General features: G+C 67.0%; 21 protein-coding genes. 9 read left to right on the top strand and 12 right to left on the bottom strand.

The genetic code is table 11. From position 1 onward, the window contains the following. Window positions 1–82: 82 nt before the first annotated feature. The 8 genes from kdpB (at window position 83) to AC3WVS_RS14390 (ending at window position 9,440) form a co-directional block, all read left to right on the top strand. Window positions 83–2,308, top strand: coding sequence for a potassium-transporting ATPase subunit KdpB (kdpB, locus tag AC3WVS_RS14425; protein WP_492319182.1), 2,226 nt, complete (start codon window positions 83–85; stop codon window positions 2,306–2,308). 25 nt (window positions 2,309–2,333) lie between these two features. Continuing rightward, window positions 2,334–2,957, top strand: coding sequence for a potassium-transporting ATPase subunit KdpC (gene kdpC / locus AC3WVS_RS14420; protein ID WP_492319181.1), 624 nt, complete (start codon window positions 2,334–2,336; stop codon window positions 2,955–2,957). A 69-nt stretch (window positions 2,958–3,026) separates the two neighbouring features. Next, window positions 3,027–5,873 carry a DUF4118 domain-containing protein gene (locus AC3WVS_RS14415; protein ID WP_492319180.1) on the top strand — a complete coding sequence of 949 codons (2,847 nt, stop codon included), beginning with the start codon at window positions 3,027–3,029 and terminating at the stop codon, window positions 5,871–5,873. A gap of 27 nt (window positions 5,874–5,900) precedes the next feature. Further along, window positions 5,901–6,596 carry a two-component system response regulator KdpE gene (gene kdpE, locus AC3WVS_RS14410; RefSeq protein WP_492319179.1) on the top strand — a complete coding sequence of 232 codons (696 nt, stop codon included), beginning with the start codon at window positions 5,901–5,903 and terminating at the stop codon, window positions 6,594–6,596. A gap of 132 nt (window positions 6,597–6,728) precedes the next feature. Further along, complete coding sequence (locus tag AC3WVS_RS14405) at window positions 6,729–7,514, top strand: TorF family putative porin (protein WP_492319178.1); 786 nt, start codon at window positions 6,729–6,731, stop codon at window positions 7,512–7,514. A 142-nt stretch (window positions 7,515–7,656) separates the two neighbouring features. Then, the gene (locus tag AC3WVS_RS14400; protein ID WP_492319270.1) at window positions 7,657–8,013 is read left to right on the top strand and encodes a hypothetical protein; all 357 of its coding nucleotides are present in this window, start codon (window positions 7,657–7,659) and stop codon (window positions 8,011–8,013) included. Continuing rightward, window positions 8,000–8,968, top strand: coding sequence for a 4-hydroxy-tetrahydrodipicolinate synthase (gene dapA / locus AC3WVS_RS14395; protein ID WP_492319177.1), 969 nt, complete (start codon window positions 8,000–8,002; stop codon window positions 8,966–8,968). Before AC3WVS_RS14400 ends, dapA begins: the two co-directional genes overlap by 14 nt. 337 nt (window positions 8,969–9,305) lie before the next feature. After that, on the top strand, window positions 9,306–9,440 hold the full coding sequence (locus AC3WVS_RS14390; RefSeq protein WP_492319176.1) for an alpha/beta fold hydrolase: 135 nt from the start codon (window positions 9,306–9,308) through the stop codon (window positions 9,438–9,440). 100 nt (window positions 9,441–9,540) lie between these two features. Here AC3WVS_RS14390 and AC3WVS_RS14385 read toward each other — a convergent pair whose 3' ends face one another. The 5 genes from AC3WVS_RS14385 to AC3WVS_RS14365 form a co-directional block, all read right to left on the bottom strand. After that, the gene (locus tag AC3WVS_RS14385; protein ID WP_010813419.1) at window positions 9,541–10,416 is read right to left on the bottom strand and encodes an ABC transporter permease subunit; all 876 of its coding nucleotides are present in this window, start codon (window positions 10,414–10,416) and stop codon (window positions 9,541–9,543) included. Between the two features lie 10 nt (window positions 10,417–10,426). Continuing rightward, complete coding sequence (locus AC3WVS_RS14380; RefSeq protein ID WP_010813418.1) at window positions 10,427–11,203, bottom strand: taurine ABC transporter ATP-binding protein; 777 nt, start codon at window positions 11,201–11,203, stop codon at window positions 10,427–10,429. 86 nt (window positions 11,204–11,289) lie between these two features. Further along, complete coding sequence (tauA, locus tag AC3WVS_RS14375) at window positions 11,290–12,288, bottom strand: taurine ABC transporter substrate-binding protein (protein ID WP_492319175.1); 999 nt, start codon at window positions 12,286–12,288, stop codon at window positions 11,290–11,292. Between the two features lie 270 nt (window positions 12,289–12,558). Then, a complete protein-coding gene (locus AC3WVS_RS14370; protein WP_492319174.1) occupies window positions 12,559–13,539 on the bottom strand; it encodes an ABC transporter substrate-binding protein in 981 nt (326 codons plus the stop codon). 156 nt (window positions 13,540–13,695) lie between these two features. Further along, a complete protein-coding gene (locus AC3WVS_RS14365; RefSeq protein WP_492319173.1) occupies window positions 13,696–14,115 on the bottom strand; it encodes a DUF1801 domain-containing protein in 420 nt (139 codons plus the stop codon). Between the two features lie 220 nt (window positions 14,116–14,335). On the opposite strand from AC3WVS_RS14365, the gene AC3WVS_RS14360 reads away from it, so the two are divergent. Then, on the top strand, window positions 14,336–14,806 hold the full coding sequence (locus tag AC3WVS_RS14360; protein WP_492319172.1) for a DUF1801 domain-containing protein: 471 nt from the start codon (window positions 14,336–14,338) through the stop codon (window positions 14,804–14,806). 10 nt (window positions 14,807–14,816) lie between these two features. Here AC3WVS_RS14360 and AC3WVS_RS14355 read toward each other — a convergent pair whose 3' ends face one another. The 7 genes from AC3WVS_RS14355 to AC3WVS_RS14325 form a co-directional block, all read right to left on the bottom strand. Then, window positions 14,817–15,581, bottom strand: a complete 765-nt coding sequence (locus AC3WVS_RS14355; RefSeq protein WP_492319171.1) for a fumarylacetoacetate hydrolase family protein — start codon at window positions 15,579–15,581, stop codon at window positions 14,817–14,819. Beyond that, a complete protein-coding gene (locus tag AC3WVS_RS14350; protein WP_492319170.1) occupies window positions 15,578–17,008 on the bottom strand; it encodes an amidase in 1,431 nt (476 codons plus the stop codon). Before AC3WVS_RS14350 ends, AC3WVS_RS14355 begins: the two co-directional genes overlap by 4 nt. A 24-nt stretch (window positions 17,009–17,032) precedes the next feature. Next, window positions 17,033–18,115, bottom strand: a complete 1,083-nt coding sequence (locus tag AC3WVS_RS14345; protein ID WP_492319169.1) for a TRAP transporter substrate-binding protein — start codon at window positions 18,113–18,115, stop codon at window positions 17,033–17,035. A 17-nt stretch (window positions 18,116–18,132) separates the two neighbouring features. Beyond that, complete coding sequence (locus tag AC3WVS_RS14340) at window positions 18,133–19,440, bottom strand: TRAP transporter large permease (RefSeq protein WP_011616863.1); 1,308 nt, start codon at window positions 19,438–19,440, stop codon at window positions 18,133–18,135. Continuing rightward, window positions 19,437–20,096: a TRAP transporter small permease subunit gene (locus tag AC3WVS_RS14335; RefSeq protein ID WP_492319168.1), complete on the bottom strand. Its 660-nt coding sequence runs from the start codon at window positions 20,094–20,096 to the stop codon at window positions 19,437–19,439. The genes AC3WVS_RS14340 and AC3WVS_RS14335 overlap by 4 nt, the downstream gene beginning before the upstream one ends. A 102-nt stretch (window positions 20,097–20,198) precedes the next feature. Beyond that, complete coding sequence (locus AC3WVS_RS14330) at window positions 20,199–21,146, bottom strand: IclR family transcriptional regulator (RefSeq protein WP_081225766.1); 948 nt, start codon at window positions 21,144–21,146, stop codon at window positions 20,199–20,201. A gap of 278 nt (window positions 21,147–21,424) precedes the next feature. Continuing rightward, complete coding sequence (locus tag AC3WVS_RS14325) at window positions 21,425–22,405, bottom strand: GlxA family transcriptional regulator (RefSeq protein ID WP_492319167.1); 981 nt, start codon at window positions 22,403–22,405, stop codon at window positions 21,425–21,427. Between the last annotated feature and the right edge of the window lie 44 nt (window positions 22,406–22,449).

The following is a 22,449-nucleotide window of genomic DNA, read 5'->3' as shown; positions in this document are numbered from 1 at the left end:
ATCGAGCATTCCTACACGTCCGGACCCTGCACTGCCTCACCGATGCAGGTGCCGGATGGCTCTAGCGGATTGCGGAGAAACCATGCAACAAGATTCGATGGCCCCGGTGGCCAAGCGCGGCGCCAACACGGCTGAAGCGTCTTCCTCCAACACGATTCAGGCAAAGAGCGCGCCGGTGTCCGACCGGCAACACGGCTCCCACCATCATCGCCCGCCGGCGCGCAGCATGTTCGCGCCGGAGCTGGTGAAGCCCGCGCTGGTCGCGGCCTTCAGGAAGTTGTCGCCGCGCGACCAGCTGCGCAACCCGGTGATGTTCGTGGTCTACGTGGGCAGCATCCTGACGACGATCCTTTTCCTGAAGGCCATGGCCGCGCCGGCGGCAGCCCCCGGTGGGGAATCCGCGGGCTTCATCCTGGCGGTGTCGGTTTGGCTGTGGTTCACGGTGCTGTTCGCGAACTTTGCCGAGGCACTTGCCGAAGGCCGGAGCAAGCAGCAGGCGGAGGCGCTGCGCGGCCTGAAGACCACGGTCACCGCACGTGTGCTGAAAGACGGCAAGCGTGGCGGTGCCACCGAAGCGCGCCCCGCGACGGCACTGCGCCGCGGTGACGTGGTGCTGGTGCAGGCCGGCGAGATGATCCCCGGCGACGGCGAAGTGATCGACGGCGTGGCCTCGGTCGACGAAAGCGCCATCACCGGCGAATCGGCGCCCGTGATCCGCGAGTCGGGCGGTGACTTCTCGTCGGTGACCGGCGGTACGCGCGTGCTGTCCGACTGGATCGTGGCGCGTATCACGACCAACCCGGGCGAGAGCTTCATCGACCGCATGATCACGATGGTTGAAGGCGCCAACCGGCAAAAGACACCGAACGAACTGGCCCTGACGATCCTGCTGGTCGGGCTGACCATCGTGCTGCTGCTGGCCACTGCCACGCTGCAGCCGTTCTCGCTCTACAGCGTGCTGGTGGCAAAGGCAGGCGTGCCGGTGACGATCACGGTACTGGTGGCCCTGCTGGTCTGCCTGATTCCCACCACCATCGGCGGGCTGCTGTCAGCCATAGGCGTGGCGGGCATGAGCCGGATGATGGAAGCCAACGTGATTGCCACCTCGGGCCGTGCGGTCGAAGCCGCTGGTGACGTGGACGTGCTGCTGCTCGACAAGACCGGCACCATTACCCATGGCAACCGCCAGGCATCGCGCTTCATCCCGGCCCCGGGCGTGTCGCCGCTGCAGCTCGCGGAAGCGGCGTGGCTGTCGTCGCTGGCCGACGAGACCCCGGAAGGCCGCAGCATCATCACGCTGGCACGCCAGCTGCCGGGGCTGGCGGCACCGGTGATGGCAAGCCTGAAGCCGGAATTCGTGCCGTTCAGCGCCCAGACCCGCATGAGCGGGGTTGACCTGAGCGATGGCGGCGGCGAGCGTCACGTGCGCAAGGGTGCGGCCGATGCCGTGCGCCGCTACGTCACGGAACGCGCCGGCAAGTTCCCCGATGCGGTCCTGCAAGCCGTCGATGAGGTCGCCCGCGCCGGCAGCACGCCGCTGGTGGTAGCCGACGCCAACGGTGATTCGGTGCGCGTGCTTGGCGTGATCGAGCTGAAAGACATCGTCAAGACCGGCATTCGCGAGCGCTTCGGCGAACTGCGCAAGATGGGCATCAAGACCGTGATGATCACCGGCGACAACCGGCTGACGGCGGCGTCGATTGCGGCGGAAGCCGGCGTTGACGACTTCCTGGCCGAAGCCACGCCGGAAGCCAAGCTCAAGCTGATCCGCCAGTACCAGGCCGACGGGCGGCTGGTCGCGATGACCGGAGACGGCACCAACGACGCCCCGGCACTGGCCCAGGCCGACGTGGCCGTGGCGATGAACAGCGGCACGCAGGCGGCCAAGGAAGCCGGCAACATGGTGGACCTGGACAGCAACCCGACCAAGCTGATCGAGATCGTCGAGATCGGCAAGCAGATGCTGATGACGCGCGGCTCGCTGACGACCTTCAGCGTGGCCAACGACATCGCCAAGTACTTCGCGATCATCCCGGCGGCGTTTGCCACCACCTATCCGCAGCTCAACCTGCTCAATGTGATGGGGCTCGCCACGCCGGCGTCGGCCATCATGTCGGCGGTGATCTTCAACGCGCTCATCATCGTCGTGCTGATCCCGCTTGCGCTCAAGGGCGTGGTCTACCGGCCGCTGGGCGCCGCGGTGCTGCTGCGCCGCAACCTGCTGGTCTACGGCCTGGGCGGCATCCTGGTGCCGTTTGCCGGCATCAAGCTGATCGACATGATCCTGGCCCTGTTTGGCTGGGCCTGATTTTCTGCCACGATTCGGAGTTTCCATGAATACGCAAGTGCAGTCCCCGCAGCCGTCGCCGGCACCCGTGCAAGGTGGCTTGCTGCGGCCGATGTTGGTGGTGTTCGTTGGCCTTTCGCTGGTGACCGGCCTGCTCTATCCCGGCGCGATCACGGCAATCTCCAAGGCCGTGTTCCCGCATCAGGCAGCCGGCTCGCTGATCGAGAAGGATGGCAGGACAGTTGGCTCGGAACTGATCGGCCAGCCGTTCTCCGACCCGAAGTACTTCTGGGGCCGGCTGTCGGCCACGGCGCCGATGCCGTATAACGCTGCGGCTTCGGCGGGATCCAACCTGGGCCCCACCAATCCGGCGCTGACCGATGCCGCGCGCGCGCGCGTCGACGCCCTGCACGCCGCGGATCCCGACAACCAGGCCCCCGTGCCGGTGGACCTGGTCACCGCCTCCGGCAGCGGGCTCGACCCGCACATCAGCCCTGCGGCCGCTGAGTACCAGGCGGCGCGGATCGCCCGCGCCAGGGGGATTCCGATCGAACAGGTGAAGCAACTGATTGCGGCAAATACCGAAACGCCGCGACTGTCGGTCCTGGGCGGTCCGGGAGTCAATGTCCTGAAGCTGAACCTTGGCCTGGATGCCATTGCACGGAAATAGCCCAGTGCCGGGACGCGGATGCGAAGCAGAACCGGTTTGCCAATGCCAGCATAGAGGGTGAGCCGACCGATGCCTGATGTCGAATTGCGCGAAGCCGGCGCGCGCCCCGACCCCGATGCCCTGCTCCAGATGGTGCAGGAAGAAGGCGCTCGCGCTTCGCGCGGCAAGCTCAGGGTCTACTTTGGCGCATCCGCCGGGGTCGGCAAGACCTTCGCCATGCTCACCGCCGCGCGGGCGGCGTCCGCGCAGGGCACCGATGTCGTCATCGGCATCGTGGAGACCCACGGCCGCGCCGAGACCGAAGCGCTGATCGCCGGTATCGAGCGCTTGCCGATGAAGGACGTGCCATACCGCGAGCGGGTCCTGCAGGAGTTCGACCTGGACGCGGCGCTGGCCCGGCAACCGGCCCTGGTCCTGGTTGACGAACTGGCCCATTCCAACGCACCGGGCAGTCGCCATCCCAAGCGGTGGCAGGACATCCAGGAACTGCAGGCCGCCGGGATCGACGTCTGGACCACGGTCAATGTGCAGCATCTGGACAGCCTGAACGAGGCGGTGGGCGGCATCACCGGCATCCGCGTCTGGGAAACCGTGCCGGACGTTGTCTTCGACAGCGCCGACGAGGTCGTGCTGGTGGACCTGCCGGCCGACGAACTGCTGCGCCGGCTCAAGGAAGGCAAGGTCTATCTGCCGGAGCAGGCGCGGCACGCGGCGCGCAATTTTTTCCGAAAGGGCAATCTGATCGCCCTGCGCGAACTGGCGCTGCGCCGGACCGCCGACCGGGTGGACTCCGATGTGCGGGCATGGCGTCAGTCCGAAGCCGTGCAAGGCGTGTGGCGGACCCGGGAGGCCGTGCTGGCTTGCATCGGCAGTGGCGACGATGCCGAACAGGTCGTCAGGAGCGCGCGCCGGCTAGCCGGCCAGCTCGATTGCGACTGGCATGTGGTGACCATCGCCACACCCAGGCTGGCACCCCCGTCCGATTTCGCCAAGACGCGCCTGCAGACTGCCATGCATCTCGCTGAGGAGTTGGGCGCACGCACCGAGACCCTGGCGGGCAACGACATGGTCCAGGCCGTCGTGGGGTACGTGCGCCGCCACAACCTGACCAAAGTGGTCATCGGCCGTGCGCCGGCGGACTGGCGCCGGGGCGGCGCCTCCCTCGCGGAGCGGGCCCGCGCCCTTCTCGGCCTGGCCTTGACGCCATTCGTGAACGCGCCGGCGTGGCTGTTCGGCCGCCGCAGCTTTGCCGATGCGCTGGCGATCGGGTGTCCGGAGATCGACATCATCCGCGTTGCGGCGGACACGACGCGGGTGGATCTTCGCCCGCGCCATGGCACTGAAGAGCCAGACGCCCCTGCGCCAGGCGACGGCGCCACGCGCCGAGACTATCTGTGGGCAGTGGTATGGTGCACCGGTGCCACGGCGCTGTCGGCCCTCGCGTTTCCATGGTTCGACGTCGTCAACATTGCCATGCTGTTTCTGGCGGCAGTGGTCGGCGTCGCGCTTCGCCATGGCCGCGGACCTGCGGCGCTGGCTTCGGTATTGGCCGTTGCCGCCTTCGATTTCTTCTTCATACCGCCGCGGCTGTCCTTCGCCGTCAGCGACGTGCAGTATCTGCTGACGTTCCTGGTGCTGCTATCCGTCGGGCTGGTCATCGGGCAACTGACGGCCGGTTTGCGCGAACAGGCGCAGGTGGCGGTGCAGCGCGAGAACGATGCCCGCACGCTGTATGAACTGGCCCGCGAACTCTCCGCGGCGCTGATGCCGGACCAGATTGTTTCGATCGCCAGCCGTTTCCTGCGCGCTGCCTTCGATGCCAATTCAGCCTTCTTCCTGGTTTCCCCGGAAGGCCGCCTGCTGCCGCCCGTGTCTGATGTCGAGCCGCATGACACCGGGACGAGAACCGACTCGATCGACCGTGTCCTGGCGGAGTGGGTATTCGATCACGGCCAGCCCGCAGGCACCGGCACGCACACATTGCCAGGCAGCACCGTGCTGTATCTGCCATTGAAGGCGCCGATGCAGACCCGTGGCGTGCTGGCGGTCGAGCCCGCGGTATCACACGCCTTGGCGCAGCCCGCGCTGCGGCGCCAGGTCGATGTGTTCTGCACGCTGATCGCGATCGCCATCGAGCGCCTCCATTACGTCGAAGTGGCGCAGCAGGCCCTGCTGTCGATGGAATCAGAGCGCCTGCGCAGCTCATTGCTGGCCGCTGTCTCCCATGACCTGCGCACCCCGCTGACCAGCCTGATCGGCATGGCGGAAACCATGCAGCGCAGCGATCCCGGGCTGACGCCGTCGCTGGCCGAGACCGCCGCCGCCATGCTGGAGCAGGCCAGGCGCATGCGCACGATGGTGGTGAACCTGCTGGACATGGCCAGGCTGCAGGGCCGGGAAGTCCGGACCAGCAAGGAGTGGCAATCGGTGGAGGAGCTCGTTGGCGCCAGCCTGGCGGCCATGCGCGATGCGCTCGAGCACCACCGCGTGGTTGTCGCCGACTTGTCCCGGGTACCCCTGGTCGAATGCGACGCCGTGCTGATCGAGCGCGTGCTGTGCAACCTGCTGGAGAATGCCGCCAAATACACGCCCGCCGGCACGGAGATCCGGCTCTCGGCCGCGCCGGTCGACGACGAGATCAGGATTGCGGTAGAGGATGATGGCCCCGGCGTGCCCAAGGGCAAGGAACGGCAGATCTTCGAGAAATTCACGCGCGGTGAGCGCGAATCCGCGACCGCGGGTGTCGGCCTGGGTCTCGCCGTATGCGAGGCAATCGTGCAAGCCCATGGCGGGCGCATCTGGGTGGAACCCGCGCAACGCCCGGACCGGCCCGGCGGCCAGGCGGGCGCGCGCTTCATGGTAGCGTTGCCGCGTGGAAATCCGCCGGCGGTGGAGCCGGAGCAGACTGATGCCTAGGGTCTCGCGCAAAAAGAAAGGGAGTTGATGCCATTTGATTTTTCCCCGACAGTCCTGCTGGTTGAGGATGAGCCGCATATCCGGCGCTTTGTCCGCTCGACCCTGGAGTCCGAAGGTTGCACGGTGCACGAGGCCGAATCGCTCAAGCGCGGACTGATCGAGGCAGGCACCCGGCAACCTGACCTCGTCATTCTCGACCTGGGCTTGCCGGACGGAGACGGGGTGAGATTGATCAGCGAGATCCGTACGTGGACTGACGTACCGGTGCTGGTCCTGTCGGCACGTAGCGGAGAAGCCGACAAGATCGGTGCGCTGGATGCCGGCGCGGATGACTACCTGACCAAGCCCTTTGGCGTCGGTGAACTGGTCGCGCGCCTGCGCGTGCTGCTGCGCCGGCATGCCAGGGCCAACGCTCACGGTTCCCGCCAGATCCTGTTCGGCGACGTGCAGGTTGACCTGGCCAGCCGCGTCGTCACCCGTTCGGGACAGGCCGTGCACCTGACGCCGATCGAGTATCGGCTGCTTGCGGTTCTGATCGCCCACCGCGGCAAGGTGATGACGCACCGGGAATTGCTGCGGGAGGTGTGGGGACCCTCCCAGGCCGAAAGCAGCCAGTACCTGCGCGTCTATATGGGGCATCTGCGGCACAAGCTCGAAGCGGATCCGGCGCGGCCCGCCCACTTGCTGACCGAAATCGGGCTGGGCTACCGGTTTGCCGGGTAGCGCTGAAATCCAGGCGCATTGATTGGATTTGTACGCGGGCACCGCGGCTTTTGATACCGTTTTTACGCGTCAGGCCATATCGTGGCGAGGCTCCCTGCAACGGGGATTTTTTCAACTCTCGCCACAACAACAATGACTGACCTGCGCCAAACCGCGGCCACGCTGCTCGCATGTTCCGCATCTTCCATCCTTTTCGCTGCCATGCCGGCCATGGCGCAATCCCAGCCTGACGCCGCGCCGTCCCCGCATACGTTCACGGCCAACGTGTCGCTGGTCTCGGACTACCGCTATCGCGGCATCAGCCAGACCAACCTGCGCCCGGCCATCCAGGGTGGCTTTGACTACGCCCACGAAAGCGGCTTCTATGTGGGCAACTGGAACTCCAGCATCAGCTGGCTCGAGGATGCCAACCCGGCGGTCTCGGCCCCGGTCGAAATGGATTTCTACGGCGGCTTCAAGAACACCTTCAAGGTCTCCGGCACCGAGTTCAACTATGACCTGGGCGTGCTCGAATACTACTACCCGGGCGGCTACAACAACCCGCGCCCCTACACCACGGAACTGTACGCCGGCATCGGCTGGGGCCCGGTCATGCTCAAGTACTCGCACTCGGTCACCAACCTGTTTGGCTGGGCCGACAGCAAGAACAGCTACTACGTCGATCTGAGCGCCAATGTCCCGCTGAATTTCTGGGACCTGACGCTGAACGCGCACGTCGGCTACCAGGGCGTCAAGCACAACAGCGACGCCTCGTACACCGACTGGAAGATCGGCCTGACCAAGGACCTGGGCAAGGGCTTCGCGCTGGCGGTTGCCTATGTCGATACCAACGCCAAGGAAGTGGCCTACACCAGTGCCAACCGCGGCCGCTACCTCGGCAAGGCTGCGGCCTGGGCGTCGCTGACGAAGACGTTCTGAGCGCGAGCGCCTTGCCAGCGGCGCTGATCTTGATGCGGATTTAACGCCAAGGCCCAACATCCTTGCATCAAATTTAGACGGCGCTGGCTAGCATAAAGCCATGTCCAACACGCGACCCGCTACCGCGCCGGTCCATCCAATCATGCGACAGTCAAGCCTGGCCGTTGATACTGTTCCCCGACGTACCGCCCTGCGCAGCAGCAAGGCCACCATGCCCGCGCTGCGCGCGGTCTCCCAGCCCGCACCGGCCTGGATCCGCATGCGTCTTGCGGTGGCATCCACCGAAGTGTTCGGCCTGCGGCAGACCATGCACCGGGTGCTCGGTGAACTGGCCCGCGTCTATGTGGTGAACGTGGACTACCGGCACGGCGAAACCACGCTGCACGTGGAGATCGCACGCGCGGACCGCGACGCGGCCATGCACGCCATCATGACGGCCTTTCCGGCGGCGGAGTTCGGCGTCACGACAGCCCTGGGAGACAACCATGTGGCGCACTGAGGAAGAGAGCTTTTCCGGCGCCGCCGTGCATGCCTGCACCGGTATCGCAGCGGTTTCCCGCCAGTCGCCATGGGGCATCTGGGTGCCCATGGTCACGCCGATGCGTGCCGGCTCGCTGGACCTGCCGGGCGCCGCCAGGCTGGCTGAGAGTTACCTCGAGGCAGGCGTGAACGGCCTGATCATCTTGGGCACGACCGGCGAGGGAAACCTGCTTTCCACGCACGAGCGGCAAGTCTTCACGGCGGCAGTGCTCGAGGCCGTCCACGGCGAGCTGCCGGTGATGGCTGGCGTCGGCGCGGTCGATACCCGCGCGGTGTGCGCGCAAGTTGCCGAACTGGACGGCTTTGATCTTGCCGGCTACCTGGTGCCGCCGCCCTGCTACCTGCGGCCCTCCGATGCGGGAATCGTGTGGCATTTCAATGAAGTGGCGTGCGCAACCGAACGCCCCCTGATGCTGTACAACGTGCCGAAGCGAACTGGCTGTGCGATGTCGCCTGCGCTGATCCGATCTCTGCTCGCGCAGCCGCAGATCTCGGCGGTCAAGGAGTGCGACGCCGGCAATCTCGGGGCCCTTGTCAACGATCCGCATGTCGCCGTGCTGTGCGGCGAGGATGCGGCCCTGCTGGATCACCTGCTTGCGGGAGGCGCCGGCGTGATCGCCGCGTCCTCGCATATTCGTCCGGATTTGTTCGTGCGCCTGCTGCATCTGGCACAGACAGGACGCTTCCGCGCGGCCCGCGCCTTGTTCGCGAAGCTCGCGCCGTTGATCTCGCTCATGTTCGCGGAGCCGAATCCGGCACCGGTGAAAGCTGCCCTGGCGCTCTCCGGCGTGATTTCCCCGGAAACCCGCCTGCCGTTGCAGCCGGCAAGTCCCGCGCTGGTCCAGAGGCTGGAAGAGGCCATGGCCCTGCTTCCTCCGCCTTCCGTGGCACGGGATGAGCATCTGGCGGCCTAGAGGCTGGCCATCCTTGCGAGGCGACGATGAAACCTCCTGTCCCACTCTTCTTCACCTGCACGGCGTGCGGGCACATCCACTCCGAAATCCTGCAGGATATGGTCTCGGGAAAGCTGCCTCAGCCACTGACTTGCCCCGCTTGCCACCGGGGATTGAGCATCGACTGGAACTGGATCACTGACCAGGCCGAGCAGCTGGGACTCAGCAAGCCCGCATCGCTGGCCTCGGGCAATGCTCTACGCCGTCTCCCAGACTGACACCGCGGCAGCATCGCGGGCGCGATCATCGCCTGCAAGCGGGCGCGGCTTACGCCGTCTCGGGCCTGCACGGAGATGCCGTGCGGCAGCGCGCCATACAGGTCGCCAAGTGCGGCGGCGTGGTGGTGCCGGACTGCGGCCACTTCATCATGGAAGAGGCACCGGAGGCCTTCATGGCGGAACTGCTGCCGTTCCTGGAAGCGCAGGCGCGATGATGAAGGCCGCGCTGCGGGCGTAACGCCGGAAAACGGCAAGGACTGGCCGTCAGCCAGTCCTTGCCCAACACCCAGGTCGCAGCTTGACTACATCCTCACCTCACATCCGTCCCTTCCAGGGCACCAGGACCTTCGCCAGCTTGCGCATCAGCAGGTCGAACACGTAGGCGATCAGCCCGATCAGCACGATGCCCATGATCACCACGTCGGTGCGCAGGAAGTTGGAGGCATTGAGCACCATCTGGCCAAGGCCGGCGGTGGCGGCCACCATTTCAGCGGCGACCAGGGTGGTCCAGCCGAAGCCTATGGCGATGCGCATCCCGGTCAGGATATCGGGCAGCGCGGCGGGGATCACCACATGGCGGACCACCTGCCACGGCGTGGCGCCCATCGAGTAAGCCGCGTTGATCTGCTCGATGGTGACCGAGCGCACGCCGGCCTGGGCCGACATGGCCAGCGGCGCGAAGCAGGCCAGGAAGATCAGCAGCACTTTCGAGGTCTCGTCGATGCCGAACCAGATCACGATCAGCGGCAGGTATGCCAGCGGCGGCAAGGGGCGGTAGAACTCGATCGGCGGATCGAACACGCCGCGTGCGATGCGCGACACCCCCATCATCACGCCGACCGGCACCGCCGTGACCACCGCCAGCCCGAAGGCGCCGAACACGCGCATCATGCTGGCCGCGAAATGCTCGGTCAGCGGCTGGCCGCCTTGCAGGTTGCCCTGCCAGGCATCGATAAAGGCGGTGACGATGGACTCAGGCGTGGGCAGGAACAGCGGCGGCAGCCAGCGCAGGTGGCTGGCGAGCCACCACAGCGCGAGCAGCAGCACCACGGTGATGGTGGAGATGCGTGAGCTTGACCCCTCGCCGGGCAGGCGGTAGCCCGAGACGGTCTTCATTTGCTGGCTGGCCCCGGCCGCGGCGGCTTTGGTGACGCGCGGCGTGGGTTCGATGCGTTGGACGGAAGCGGGCATCTCGTGTTCCTCAGGCGGTTGCATGGATCAGATCAATGATCTCTTCGCGATAGCGGATGAACTCCGGGTCGGCCTTGACTGCACGGGCGTCACCGCATTCGATGAAGCGCCGCGCGAACGGCAGTTCATAGGTGTGCGCGATGCGGCCAGGCGACGGCGTCATGACAATCAGCCGCGTGGCCAGGAACAGCGCCTCTTCCACGCTGTGCGTGATAAAGAAGACGATCTTCTGTTCCTTGGCCCAGAGCTTGAGAATCAGCGCCTGGATCGATTCGCGCGTCAGCGCGTCGAGCGCGCCCAGCGGCTCGTCCATCAGCATCACCGCCGGATCACAGGCGAGCGCGCGGGCAATCCCGACGCGCTGCTGCATGCCGCCCGAGAGCTGATAGACCGGCTTGCCGGCGACGTCTTCCAGACCGACCGCGGCCAGCTTCTCATGCGCGACCCGCATCCGTTCGGCACGCGACACCCCACGCAGGCGCAACCCCAGCGCGACGTTGTCCGCCACGCTGAGCCACGGCATCAGGGCGTGCTTCTGGAACACCACGCCGCGTTCGGCACCCGGCCCGCGCACCACCTTGCCGGACAGCCGGATCTCGCCTTCCGAAGGCTCCATGAAACCTGCGATGCACGACAGCAAGGTGGTCTTGCCGCAGCCCGAGGCACCGAGCGCCACGACGAAATCGCCGCGCTCCATGGTGAGGTTGACTTGCGACAGGGCCAGCGTTTTGGCGCCGCCCGCGACGCCGTAGTTGACACTGAGATTATCGATTTCAAGCTTGTACATGATGGGCTTCCGCAACAGGACTTTCGGGGCGGCCGCGCCGGACTGGCTTGCGCGCGGCGGCCATCTTCAGCGCGATGGGCGCGGCGTCAGCGCAACGCCCGCTTTGCCCATTCCGCGTTGACGCCCGGGCCATAGTCCGGCAGGACGGTCTGGATGGTGCCCTGCTCCTTGAGGAACTGCGCCGCGGACTGCAGCGCGCGCGCCGCGCCGCCGCCCAGCCAGCGCTCCGACACCTGCTCCTGCAGCGTGGGGAAGGCGTACAGCGCCATGCTCGCGGGTACCGTCTCGGGCTTGGCGCCAGACACCTTGGCCACCGCCTTCACCATGGGCGAATCGGGGGTCCAGGACGCCTTGTTCTTGCGGTAGTTTTCATCGGCGGCGGCCAGCACGCGCACCAGCTTGACCATGAACTCCGGGTTCTCGCGGGCAAACTTCTTGTTGGCGATCATGCCGTCGAAGGTGGCCTTGCCGGTGTCGGCGGCAATCTGGCCGGAGGTCATCAGCACGGTGCCGGACTGCTTGAGCTTGGCCAGCACCGGGTCCCAGATAAAGGTGGCGTCGATGTCGCCACGCTCCCAGGCGGCGGCTACCTCGGGCGGGCGCATGTTGACGATGCGGACGTCCTTCGGATTGATCTTGGCGCGCTCCAGCGCGACCAGCGTGTGGTAGTGCGTGGTCGACACGAAGGGCACGCCGACGCGCTTGCCCTTCAGGTCGGCGACGCTGGCGATCTTGCTGCCATTGCGCGCCACCATCGCCTCGGCTGCGTTGATGTCGTCCAGGATCCAGAACAGTTCGACATCCAGCCCTTGCGACAGCGCCGACGCAATCGGCGAGGTGCCGGCCTCGCCAATGGCGATCTGGCCCGAAGCCATGGCGCGGATCACGTCCCCGCCGCCGCCGAACTGCCGGAACGAGACCGTGTAGCCGGTCTGCTTTTCCAGCTCCTTCATGTCCTGTGCGTAGCGCCAGGGCACCACCATGTCCTGGTAAGCAATTACTACATTCTTGTTCTGGGCGTGTGCGGCTGGCGCCAGCGCGGCCACCAGGGCGAAATACGTCGCTATCTGCTTGATCCACCGCATGGTTTTGCTCCTCGGAAGGGGAAATATGTTTGGGGGTCACGGCTTTATAGGTGAGGGCCATTCCGGGCCTATAGGACCAGTTGCCCGGATTCGCTGGGACCAGAACGGTCCACGCCAGCGCAGGCCGCGCCAGGCCGTGAAATGGGCTGGCGCGGGGCGGCGTCAATCATGGAAATCCTTAGCGGCCTCCAGCGAGGCCATGGTTGTGCCGGAGGCGCTTGCCGAGGCCGTCGATGGACTCAGTGCACGGCCTGGCGCCGCCCGCGGCGGTCAGCCGGTAAGGGAGAACCCGGAGTCGAAGGTCTGCCGCACATCGAGCCGCTGCTTGAGCAACCCAGCTTTCTGGTAGAAGTCCGCCGTGCGCTGCTGCTCGGCGATCAGCTCGGCATCGATCTGCCGCCATTGCGTGTGCCGCCGCTCGAACTGCAGCCGTGCCGCCTGCGGCGGGATCCCGATGATGCGGGCGAGGGCCGCCGAGAACTCCGGCACATGCTGGTAGGACCATTGCTGCGCACGCACCACCCGGCGCAGGAAGTCTTGCAGCACCGCGCGCTTGGACGCCAGCGCGGCATCGGTGGCTGCCAGGTAGCTAAGGCCGGACCACAGCCCGCGTCCGCTGACCAGCACGCGCGCGTGGCCGCTGGTTTCCGCCATCGCGGTATAGGGTTCCCACGTCGCCCACGCATCCACCGAGCCGCTGCTCAACGCGAGCTTGGCATCCGCCGGCGGCAGGAAGCGCAGGTTGGCGTCCTCCGGCTTCAGCCCCGCGGATTCCAGCGCCTTGAGCGTCACCAGGTGGCCGATCGAGCCGCGGTTGGTGCCGATGCTCTTGCCTTTCAGGTCGGCCGCCTGCCGCAGCGGCGAGTCGGGCCGCACCAGGATTGCCGTGCCGTAGGGATCAGAGCGGTTGGCGCCGATCAGCTTGATCCGCGTGCCGGCCGCGAGCGCGAAGATCGCCGGGGCATCGCCGATCGGGCCGCTGTCGACCGCGCCCGCGTTCAGCGCCTCGGCAAGCGGTGCCGCGGCAGGGAACTCGGTCCATTGAATGTCGTAGTTCAGGCCGTCGAGCGCGTTGGCGGACTCGAGCAGCGCGCGCAGGCCGCCCTTCTGGTCGCCGGCTTTCAGGACCGGGCGCCCCTGCGCTTGCGCATTGCCGGTGGCGAACGTGGTGAAGGAAAGGATGGGGCCGGAGGCGAGCGCGGCCGTGGCGGCGGCGCCCTGGCGCAGGAACTGTCGTCGGGAAGCGGTCATGGCATTCGCGGGGAGATGGAAACCCACGAACGTACGCGCGCAGCACGCGAAAACCAACGAAGAAAACCGGCATTCCATATGCGTGGAGCATGCCGCCCGGGACGTTCTTTGCGATGCTCAGGCGCGCGCCCGCACGCCCGGACGCTTCGTGTCCCTTTACTCTTTGCTCTCTTGTGCTTTCGCCCGGGTAGCCGCGGACGGTGCCTTCTTCTTCGACTTGCCCTGATTGAACGCAATCGCGGCACGGATGAGATTCTTCATGGCACGCGCATCAATCTTGTCGCCCTCGAAGAGATCGATCGCACGCCACTTGTTGCCGCCGAGGCCGGCGTTGAAGAGCTTGTCGGGATCCGGCAGGCTCGCCCCGTTGGTGAAGGTGATCTTCACCTTCTCCTTGTGCGCGTTGGCGACCGCGATCATGCCGTCGCGTGACCACACCGGGCTTCCCATCCATTTCCATTCCTCGATGATCTCGCCGTCGGCCTCGAGGATGGTCTTGCGGAGCTTGGCCAGCGTCTTGCCACGCCAGTCAGTGAGTCCTGCGATCAGCTCGTCGATATGTTCCGATGGATTCATGGATGCCTATTCCTCGAATTTGTCCCGCGCATGAGGCAGCTCGCGTCCGGCCATGACAGAGAGCGTTCCGGTCGATCCCTCGTTCGTTGCCCGATCCGTTTCAGCAGGTTAGCATAGCCCGATTGTCGTGCTTCAAGCACTGTCGTCAGCGGCTATGTCTGCCCTGGGCGACTTGGCCTGTCTGTCAGGTGGTTAGCGTGTATTCGATGGAGTGAAGGCAATGGCGAACCAACCATCCAGGAAGCCGGCGCACGCCGCAACGAAGACTCCGGCCAGGCGGGCCGCTGCCAGCCCGCCACTGCTCGCAGGCGGCAACCCCCAGATCGCGAAGGCCGACGGAGATGCCCCCGTGCAGGCCTACATCGCCGCCATGCCGGGCTGGAAACACGACGCCGGGCGCCGTCTCGACGCGCTCATCGAGCGCAACGTTCCCAACGTCCGCAAGGCAGTGAGGTGGAACTCGCCGTTCTATGGCATCGAGGGCCAGGGCTGGTTCCTCAGCTTCCATTGCATGACGAAGTACATCAAGGTGGCCTTCTTCCGTGGCATGTCGCTGCGCCCTGTTCCCCCTGTCGAATCCAGGGACAAGAACACGCGCTACTTCCACATCCACGAAGACGACGAGCTTGACGAGGCTCTGGTGGCAAGCTGGGTCCGGCAGGCATCGGAGCTGCCTGGCTGGGTTCCGTAAGCCCCCGCCCTCAGAACCACGCCGCAAGCGTCCCCAGCCCTTCGATCCCGGCGCTGACGCGGGTTCCGGCAGAGGCAAAGAGCAGACCGGTGCAGGTGCCGGTGGTCACCACTTGCCCGGCTTTCAGCCCCGCCCCGCGCGCGGCGCAGTGGTTGGCCAGCCAGACCAGCAGCGCGCCGACATCAGGGCTCTGGTGCCCGCCGACGGTATGCGCCACGGTGCGCCGGCCAAAGCGCAGCGTGGCCTCCAGCGCGCCCAGGTGCAGCCACTCGCGCGCGAACGGCGTGGGGCGCCCCATCACCAGTGCGCCATGGCTGAGCAGGTCGGCCAGCTGCGCATCGCTGCCGGCCCCGAGCCAGTCCTCCAGGCGGCTTTCCACGACTTCAATGACAGGCACCACCAGCGCGAGCGCGGCCTCGATGTCCCGGCGCGCATAAGGCCGGCCGCGCGGCGGCAGGCTGGCGCCGAGCACAAAGGCAACCTCTACCTCGATGCCGCGCAGGCGCCAGGCCGGCCCCCGCAGGGCCACGCCATCCGGCAGCAGGCCGGCCGCCGGCAACGGCGCACAGGCGGGTTCCTGGCCCGGCCCCCTCGCACCAACCTTCCAGCCGCCAATGGGACCGATCATGGCAAGCGTGGCATCCTGCACGGCGTAGCTGCCGCCGTGCGCAAGCGGGTGCAACAGTGCCGGATCGACGCGCTCGCCGCGCGCACGCGCGACGCACAGCATCTGCGCGAGCGCCGCCGGCGTACCTGGCGCGACCAGGGTCTTCATTGGCCCTGCCCGTCGAGCGGGAACCCAGGCGGCCTCGGGAAAGCCTGCTCGAACTGGCGCGCGATTGCCAGCAGCAGCGCATCCTCGGCCGGCGCCGCCACCAGCTGGATACCAACCGGCAAGCCCTCTGCCTCACCGCACGGCAGCGAGATCGCGGGCAGCCCGGCAGCATTGGCAAACGCGGTGAATATCGCATGGCCACGCGGCCCGACCTCGCGGCCTTCGATCACAGGCGGGTGCGACTGTGCGGCCGGCCATGGCAATGCCGCTGCGGCGGGCGTCAGCAGCAGGTCGTAGCGTGCGAACAGCAAGGAAAGCTCGCTGCGCAGACGCTCCACGGCCATCAGCAGATCAAACAGCTGCACGGCACGCAGGCCCGCGCCTGCCGATGCATTGGCCTGCGTGGCCGCACCGAACGTGCCCGCATCGAGCGGCGGGCAGAACGGCAGTTGCGCGCCGCCCTGCTCCACCAGCCAGGCCAGTCCTGCCTGCGACAACAGCGACCACTTGGCATTGGTCGCTTCCGCCAGCTCGAACGCCTGCGCGGTATCCACCGTGTGGCCAAGTTCACGCAGTCCTTGCGCTGCCTGCCCGGTCAAGGCAGCGATGCGCGCATCCACCGGATGATCGCCGAAGCGGGGCACGTGCAAGACCCGGCATGGCCGCGGCGGCATCTGCAGCGGCACGCCGGCAAAGCGCCGGGAATCGGGATCGCGCGGGTCGGGCTGGCCCAGCGCCTCGGCCATGGCCATCGCATCGGCCATGCAGCGGGCCAGCGGGCCGACCACTTCATAGCGCATGAAGATCTCGGGCAACCCGCTGCCGCGCGGCAGCCGTCCGGGCGACGGCTTGAAGCCCACCAGCCCGGTATGCGAGGCCGGGCGCCGGATCGAGCCGCCGCCGTCGGTGCCCAGCGCAAGCGGGCAGCAGCCCGATGCCACCGCCGCCACGGCGCCGCCGGAAGACCCGCCCGGCGTCAGGGCCGGCTGCCAGGGATTGCCGGTTGTGCCGAAGACGAGGTTGTCGGTATAGCCCTGCATGGCGAACTCCGGCACATTGGTCTTGCCGAAGATCAGCGCCCCGGCCGCGCGCAGGCGCGCCACCGGCAGTTCGTCGCGGTCCGGGACAAAGCCCGCCAGCGCGCGGCTGCCCCAATGCGTGGGCAGGCCGCGCACGTGCAGGTTGTCCTTGACGGTGACCGGCACGCCATCGAGCGCACCCAGCGGCTCGCCACGGCGCCAGCGCGCGGTGCTCTCCTGTGCCGCCGCGATGGCGCCTTCAGTATCGAATGCGATCACGGCGTTCAGCGCCGGATTGCAGTGCGCCGTGCGCGCCAGGCAGGACGCCAGCGCCTGTTGCGGCGTGAAGCGGCCGGTGGCGTAGCCGTCGGTGAGCGCATGTGCCGGCAGTTTCCAAAGATCATCCATCGTCGTCTCCGCCGTCCTCAGTGTTCACTTGAGCCCGACCAGCGGCCCGATGGTCTGCTTCCAGATGGCCGAGCATTGCGGGTAGGACTTGTCGCAGACCTCGGTCCAGGTCGGCAGCGAGACCGTGGTCAGCGCGTCGCGCACCAGCTGCAGGTCGGCCGGACGCACGGGCACCTCCTTCATGGCGAACTTCTTGCCGGTCTTGCACGGCTCTTTGCCGACGTTGCAGCGCGAGGCATCCTCGAACAATTCGCGCGAATAGGACCAGGTATCGCGCTCGAAACGCTGGAAGGCCTCGGCCAGGCGCGTTTGCTGCTCGGGCGGCAGCGCGTTCCAGCGGCTGAGCTTGATGGCGTAGGCATTGAGCGCGATCTGGAAGCCGACTGGCATGAAGTATGAGGTGACCTCGGGCCATCCCGCCGTGTTCGCCGAGCTCGGGCCGGTGATCGCGCAATCGGTGACGCCGCGCTCGAGCGCCTGCTGGGTCTCGCCGAAGGGGATCGTCACCGGAATGCCGCCGAGCTTCTCGATGAACTTGGCCAGGGACTGGTCGTAGACGCGCACCTTCTTGCCCTTCAGGTCGGCCAGGCCGCCGATCGGCGACTTGCAGAACACCACCTGCGGCCCGAACGGCCAGATCCCGAGCAGCTTGGCGCCGTAGCGTTCCTGCAGGCGCTTGTCGAAGGCATTGCGGTAGGCATCCACGGCCTTGCTGGCCGAGCCGTAGTCGGTGCTCAGGCCAACGATGTCCGGCCCGAGGAAGAATGGCTCGTCGCGCGAGACCTGGGCCAGGCGCAGGCTGACGATGTCGAACAGCCCGGAGCGGAGCACGCGCAGGCCGTCTGAATCCTTGATGCCGAGCACATCCATCGGCTTGTAGTCGGCATCGATCGGCAGGCCGGTGTTCCTGGCGAAGTTCTCGAAAAAGGGCTGCTCCTTGTTCTGCTGGATCAGGCCGGTCGCGACGAGGTTGCCGGCTACCCGCAGCTTCGTTTGCTGGGCAGGCTGGGCCGGCTGTGCCTGGGCAGTGCCCGGCAGCAGCACGGCGGCAGCGCAGGCGACATGGGCGGCCGCGATCAGCGCGCCGGCGATTCGTTTGGCGTTCATGGGAGCTTCCTTGGAGGTCAATGCCCGAACATCAGGTTGGGCAGGTAGGTGGCAATCGCCGGGAAATGGATCAGCACGGCGGTCATCACCACCATGGCGGCAAAGAACGGCAGCGTGCCCTGGAAGACTTCATTGATCGATCCTTCGCCGCGCACGCCCTGGATCACGTAGAGCGTCATGCCGATCGGCGGGCTGATCAGCGAGATCTCGCACATCAGCACCATGAACACCCCGAAGAACACGGGATCGATGCCGGCCGCTTGCACGATCGGGAAGACCACCGGGACCGTGCCGACCAGCATCGGCATGGTCTCCAGCGCGATGCCCAGCACCAGGTAGAGGGCTGCCAGCAGCCACAGCAACACCGCCGGCGACACGTCCACCTGCTTCATCAGGCCGGCCAGCGCCTGCGGCACCCCCAGCATGGAGAGCACGAAGTTCAGGTAGAGCGCGGCCACCAGGATCAGCGCGGTCATCGCGGTCAGGCGCAGCGTGGAGCGGAAGCAGTCGTGCAGCATGGCGACGCTGAGCTTGCCGTAGGCGGCCGCCACCGGCAGGCACACCAGCACGCCGAGCGCGGCGCTCTCGGTGACCGTGGCCCAGCCGGTGTAGATGCTGCCCATCACCACCGTGAACACCAGCAGCGGACCCGCCAGGTGGCGCGAGTTGCTCAGCCTGGCGAGCAGCGGCACACGGGCCTCGCGCGGGCCGCCCGCCGCGGGCTTCCACAGGCAGATCAGCAGGATCGTGGCCAGGAACAGCACGGTCATGATGGCCCCGGGCAGCACGCCCGCCACATACAGCCGCGCCGCCGAAGTATTGGTCATCGAGCCGTAGATGATGAAGGCCACGCCGGGCGGGATCAGGTTGCCCAGGCTGGCGCCGGCCGCGATCGAGCCCAGCACCATGCGCTGGTCATAGCCGCGATTGCGGAAGGAAGGCAGCGCGACCGTGGAAATCGTCGCCGCGGTGGCCACCGATGACCCGGAAACCGCCGAGAACAATGCCGAGGCACCGATATTGGTATGCAGCAGGCCGCCCGGCAGGCGGTTCAGCCAGTCGCCGAGCGACTGGTACATCTTGTCCGTCGCGCCGCCGCGCATCAGGATCTCGCCCAGCAGGATGTAGAGCGGGATCGACAGCAGCAGGTAGTCCTCGCCGGCCGCCCACAACTGTTCGCCCAATGCGTCGATCGCGGGCATGCCGAAATAGGCCAGCGCCCCGGCCACGCCCACCACCAGCATGCTGGTGGCCACATGGAAGCCAAGGAACATCAGCCCCAGCATCAGGCACAGCCCGAGCAGGATTTCAATGGGACCGATCATGCTGCCGCTCCTTCGCTCTTGCCTTCAGCGCTGCCCTGGCCCGCGCCATTGCCCTCAGCGGGCGCGGCGGCAACGCGGATGTCCGCCTCCGCCTCGATCTCCTCGGCCAGGGTCTGCGGCCCGAACTGGCTGTTCAGGCGGGCCCAGTCGCGCCGCACCAGCAGCTGCAGGGCGTGCCAGGCGGCGCAGGCCGCCACCAGTGCGAACAGGGAATAGCCGGCCAGCCACAGGGTCTGGGGCATCCACAGGGGCGTGGCAAGCGGCGTGGACGCGGTGCTGTGCAGGTCGATGGTGTCCACCAGCACATGGCCGGCGCGCCAGACGCAGAGTCCGGCCACGGCAGCCAGGCTCAGCATCGCCAGCAGGTTGAGCACGGCCCGCACCTTGACCGGAAAGCGCGTCAGCAGGAAGTCCACCCGGGTATGGCCGCGCCCGACCAGGGTGTAGGCAAAGCCGCACGTGCCAAGGATGGCGTAGGTATAGCCGCCGATTTCATCGATGCCCTGCAAGCTGAAGCCGCCCAGCTTGCGCCCGAGCATTTCGACGCAGGTCGCCACCGACAGCACGATCAGCCACCATCCGCACAGGATGGCTATACGGTCAATGCCGGCGGCAAGCCGTCGGCTCCAGGGGGTATCGGCAAGCAGGGTCTTCATGGTGCGGGGGCCGGTCGTGACATTGCTTCCATTGAAGCGCATGGCCAGACCCGCGCGGCGGCTTTCCCGCACGCCGGAACTTCTTGAATAAACCCTTAGGAATCAACAGCTTTCCGGCGCGCCCGCGTGGAAAGGCAAGGACGCTGCGGGCACTGGCATCGGGCAGGGCACGCGGGTGCAGCGCCCGCCGTAGGCAGCGCTGATCTCTGTGGCAGCCCAACGCACCCAGGCGCCAAGCTCATCGAAACGGGCACGCACGATGCGCTGGCTGGAACCGGCCAGCGAGACCGCGGCGAAGGGCCGGCCGTGCTCGTCACAAATCGCGGCGGCAATGCAGCACAGGCCGACCGCATTCTGCTCGTCGTCCACCGCATAGCCGCGCCGGCGCACTTCGGCCAGGGTCTCATGCAGGCGCGAGGGGCGCGCAATGGTGTTGTTGGTCAGGCGCGGGAGGCCAAAGGTGCGCAGGTATTGCAGCACGTCGGGCTCGCTCTTGGCGGCCAGCACCGCCTGGCCCATGGCCGTGCCATGCAGCGGCGCGCGCTGGCCCGGCCTGGCCAGCGCGCGGCTGCCGTGGGGGCCTTCTGCCTGGCAGGCGAAAACAATCTGCCCGTCGCTGGCCACGCCCAGGTTGACGGTCTCCCCGGACAGCGCGCTCAACCGTTGCATCACCGGCAGGGCGAGTTCGCTGATGCGGCGCCGGCGGGCGAAAGCGGCACCCACCGAGAAGCAACGCACGCCCACGTACCACAGGCTGCGCTCGCGATCGAACTGGACAAACTGGCGTTGCTCGAGCGTGGTCAGCAGGCGATGGACGGTCGATGTAGACAGGCCGCTGCGTGCCGCCAGATCCACCAGCCGGTAACCCTCGTCGTCATCGGACAACAGCTCGATCAGCTGGAGCGCCCGCGTCAGCGACTGCACGGTGCTGTCGCCGTCCCGGCACTCCCGCCCTTCCCGTGACGGCGGGTCGGCGCTGGCGGCAGGCGCCACCGCCCGTGTTGCGGCTTCTTTCCTGGCCTCCCTTGTCCTGGTCGTGGTGCCTGCCATGTGAATCCCCTTGCTTGCGTTGCCGCACGCGGACGCAAGTTCCGGGCCACTGCCCGGTCACAGGCCTGGCCCACGCTGGACATGGGGCATGCGGTCAGCCCGCACCGCCGCCGTGCCACATGCACTCGCTCCGCACCGCCCCCCGCCCGGCTTTAATGCACAACATTGTCTACCACCATGATGGAAGCCATTAAGAATATCTCGACCGATGGCCGAAACACGAAGAGGGAAATCCCTTGTTTTCTTGCGCTGGCTGTTGTGGGCTGGCTGCACCCAGATCAAGCCGATGGGGAGCCTTGCCCGCTCAGCACCGCACCGCCAAACTGCTTGCGGTAAGCCGACGGAGAAACGGCTAAGGCCTGGGTGAAGTGCTGCCGGAACGAAACGGCGGATCCAAACCCCACCAGCTCGGCAATCAGGTCAACCCCCTTGTCCGTCGTCTCCAGCAGGCGCTGCGCCGCCGTCAGCCTGTGGTTCAGCACCCACTGCGTCACCGTTGCGCCAGTCTTCGCCTTGAAGCGCCTGGTGAAGTTGCGCCGGCTCATCCCGGCCTGCTGCGCCAGCGTGTCCAGTGTCAGCGCCTGGTCCAGGTTTTCGATGGCCCAGTCCAGGGTCGTGCTGAGCTTGTCCGCGCCGTCCACCCGGGGCAGCGGCTGTTCGATGTACTGGGCCTGGCCGCCATGCCGGTGCGGGGCAACGACCATGCGGCGGGCTACCCGGTTGGCGACGTCCGCGCCATGGTCGCGGCGCAGCAGGTGCAGGCAGCAATCCAGGGCGGCCGCCGTCCCGGCCGAGGTCAGGATGTCGCCATCGTCGATATACAGGGAGTTGCGATCGAGCCGGACCTGCGGATACCGGTTCGCAAAGTCATCGGCCCAGGCCCAGTGCGTGGCCGCCGTGCGCCCGTCCAGCAAACCCGCCTCGGCGACCACGAACGTACCCAGGCAGAGGCCGGCAATCCGCGCGCCCCGCGCGCTGGCGCTTTGCAGCGCTTCCACCAGGGCGTGGGGCGGGCGCTCCGCCGGGTCGCGCCAGGCCGGCATGATGACCGTATCGGCCTCTGCCAGCACCGAAAGGTCGTGCCCGACCTCGATCCTGAACCCGGACATGGTGGGAATCAGCCCGCTCTTCTCGCCGCAGATGACCAGCCGGTAGCGCGGCACGCCCAGCCGGGCAAGATCGTCGCCAAACACGATACAGGGTACGGACAGGTGGAAGGGGCTGATGCCTTCGAAGGCGATCACCGCGACGGTGTGCATTGCGTTCTCGCTGGCACGGACACGAATTGAGGATGGCCCAATTC

It is taken from the genome of Cupriavidus sp. CPT47-8839-RL05A (assembly GCF_058792255.1).
Note: the sequence above shows the minus strand (reverse complement) of the source record. Positions and strands in the feature narration are given on the sequence as shown.

Coding starts and splice junctions, on each gene's coding strand:
- kdpB (WP_492319182.1), top strand. CDS start 83: ATGCAACAAGATTCGATGGCCCCGGTGGCCAAGCGCGGCGCCAACACG.
- kdpC (WP_492319181.1), top strand. CDS start 2,334: ATGAATACGCAAGTGCAGTCCCCGCAGCCGTCGCCGGCACCCGTGCAA.
- AC3WVS_RS14415 (WP_492319180.1), top strand. CDS start 3,027: ATGCCTGATGTCGAATTGCGCGAAGCCGGCGCGCGCCCCGACCCCGAT.
- kdpE (WP_492319179.1), top strand. CDS start 5,901: ATGCCATTTGATTTTTCCCCGACAGTCCTGCTGGTTGAGGATGAGCCG.
- AC3WVS_RS14405 (WP_492319178.1), top strand. CDS start 6,729: ATGACTGACCTGCGCCAAACCGCGGCCACGCTGCTCGCATGTTCCGCA.
- AC3WVS_RS14400 (WP_492319270.1), top strand. CDS start 7,657: ATGCGACAGTCAAGCCTGGCCGTTGATACTGTTCCCCGACGTACCGCC.
- dapA (WP_492319177.1), top strand. CDS start 8,000: ATGTGGCGCACTGAGGAAGAGAGCTTTTCCGGCGCCGCCGTGCATGCC.
- AC3WVS_RS14385 (WP_010813419.1), bottom strand. CDS start 10,416: ATGCCCGCTTCCGTCCAACGCATCGAACCCACGCCGCGCGTCACCAAA.
- AC3WVS_RS14380 (WP_010813418.1), bottom strand. CDS start 11,203: ATGTACAAGCTTGAAATCGATAATCTCAGTGTCAACTACGGCGTCGCG.
- tauA (WP_492319175.1), bottom strand. CDS start 12,288: ATGCGGTGGATCAAGCAGATAGCGACGTATTTCGCCCTGGTGGCCGCG.
- AC3WVS_RS14370 (WP_492319174.1), bottom strand. CDS start 13,539: ATGACCGCTTCCCGACGACAGTTCCTGCGCCAGGGCGCCGCCGCCACG.
- AC3WVS_RS14365 (WP_492319173.1), bottom strand. CDS start 14,115: ATGAATCCATCGGAACATATCGACGAGCTGATCGCAGGACTCACTGAC.
- AC3WVS_RS14360 (WP_492319172.1), top strand. CDS start 14,336: ATGGCGAACCAACCATCCAGGAAGCCGGCGCACGCCGCAACGAAGACT.
- AC3WVS_RS14355 (WP_492319171.1), bottom strand. CDS start 15,581: ATGAAGACCCTGGTCGCGCCAGGTACGCCGGCGGCGCTCGCGCAGATG.
- AC3WVS_RS14350 (WP_492319170.1), bottom strand. CDS start 17,008: ATGGATGATCTTTGGAAACTGCCGGCACATGCGCTCACCGACGGCTAC.
- AC3WVS_RS14345 (WP_492319169.1), bottom strand. CDS start 18,115: ATGAACGCCAAACGAATCGCCGGCGCGCTGATCGCGGCCGCCCATGTC.
- AC3WVS_RS14340 (WP_011616863.1), bottom strand. CDS start 19,440: ATGATCGGTCCCATTGAAATCCTGCTCGGGCTGTGCCTGATGCTGGGG.
- AC3WVS_RS14335 (WP_492319168.1), bottom strand. CDS start 20,096: ATGAAGACCCTGCTTGCCGATACCCCCTGGAGCCGACGGCTTGCCGCC.
- AC3WVS_RS14330 (WP_081225766.1), bottom strand. CDS start 21,146: ATGGCAGGCACCACGACCAGGACAAGGGAGGCCAGGAAAGAAGCCGCA.
- AC3WVS_RS14325 (WP_492319167.1), bottom strand. CDS start 22,405: ATGCACACCGTCGCGGTGATCGCCTTCGAAGGCATCAGCCCCTTCCAC.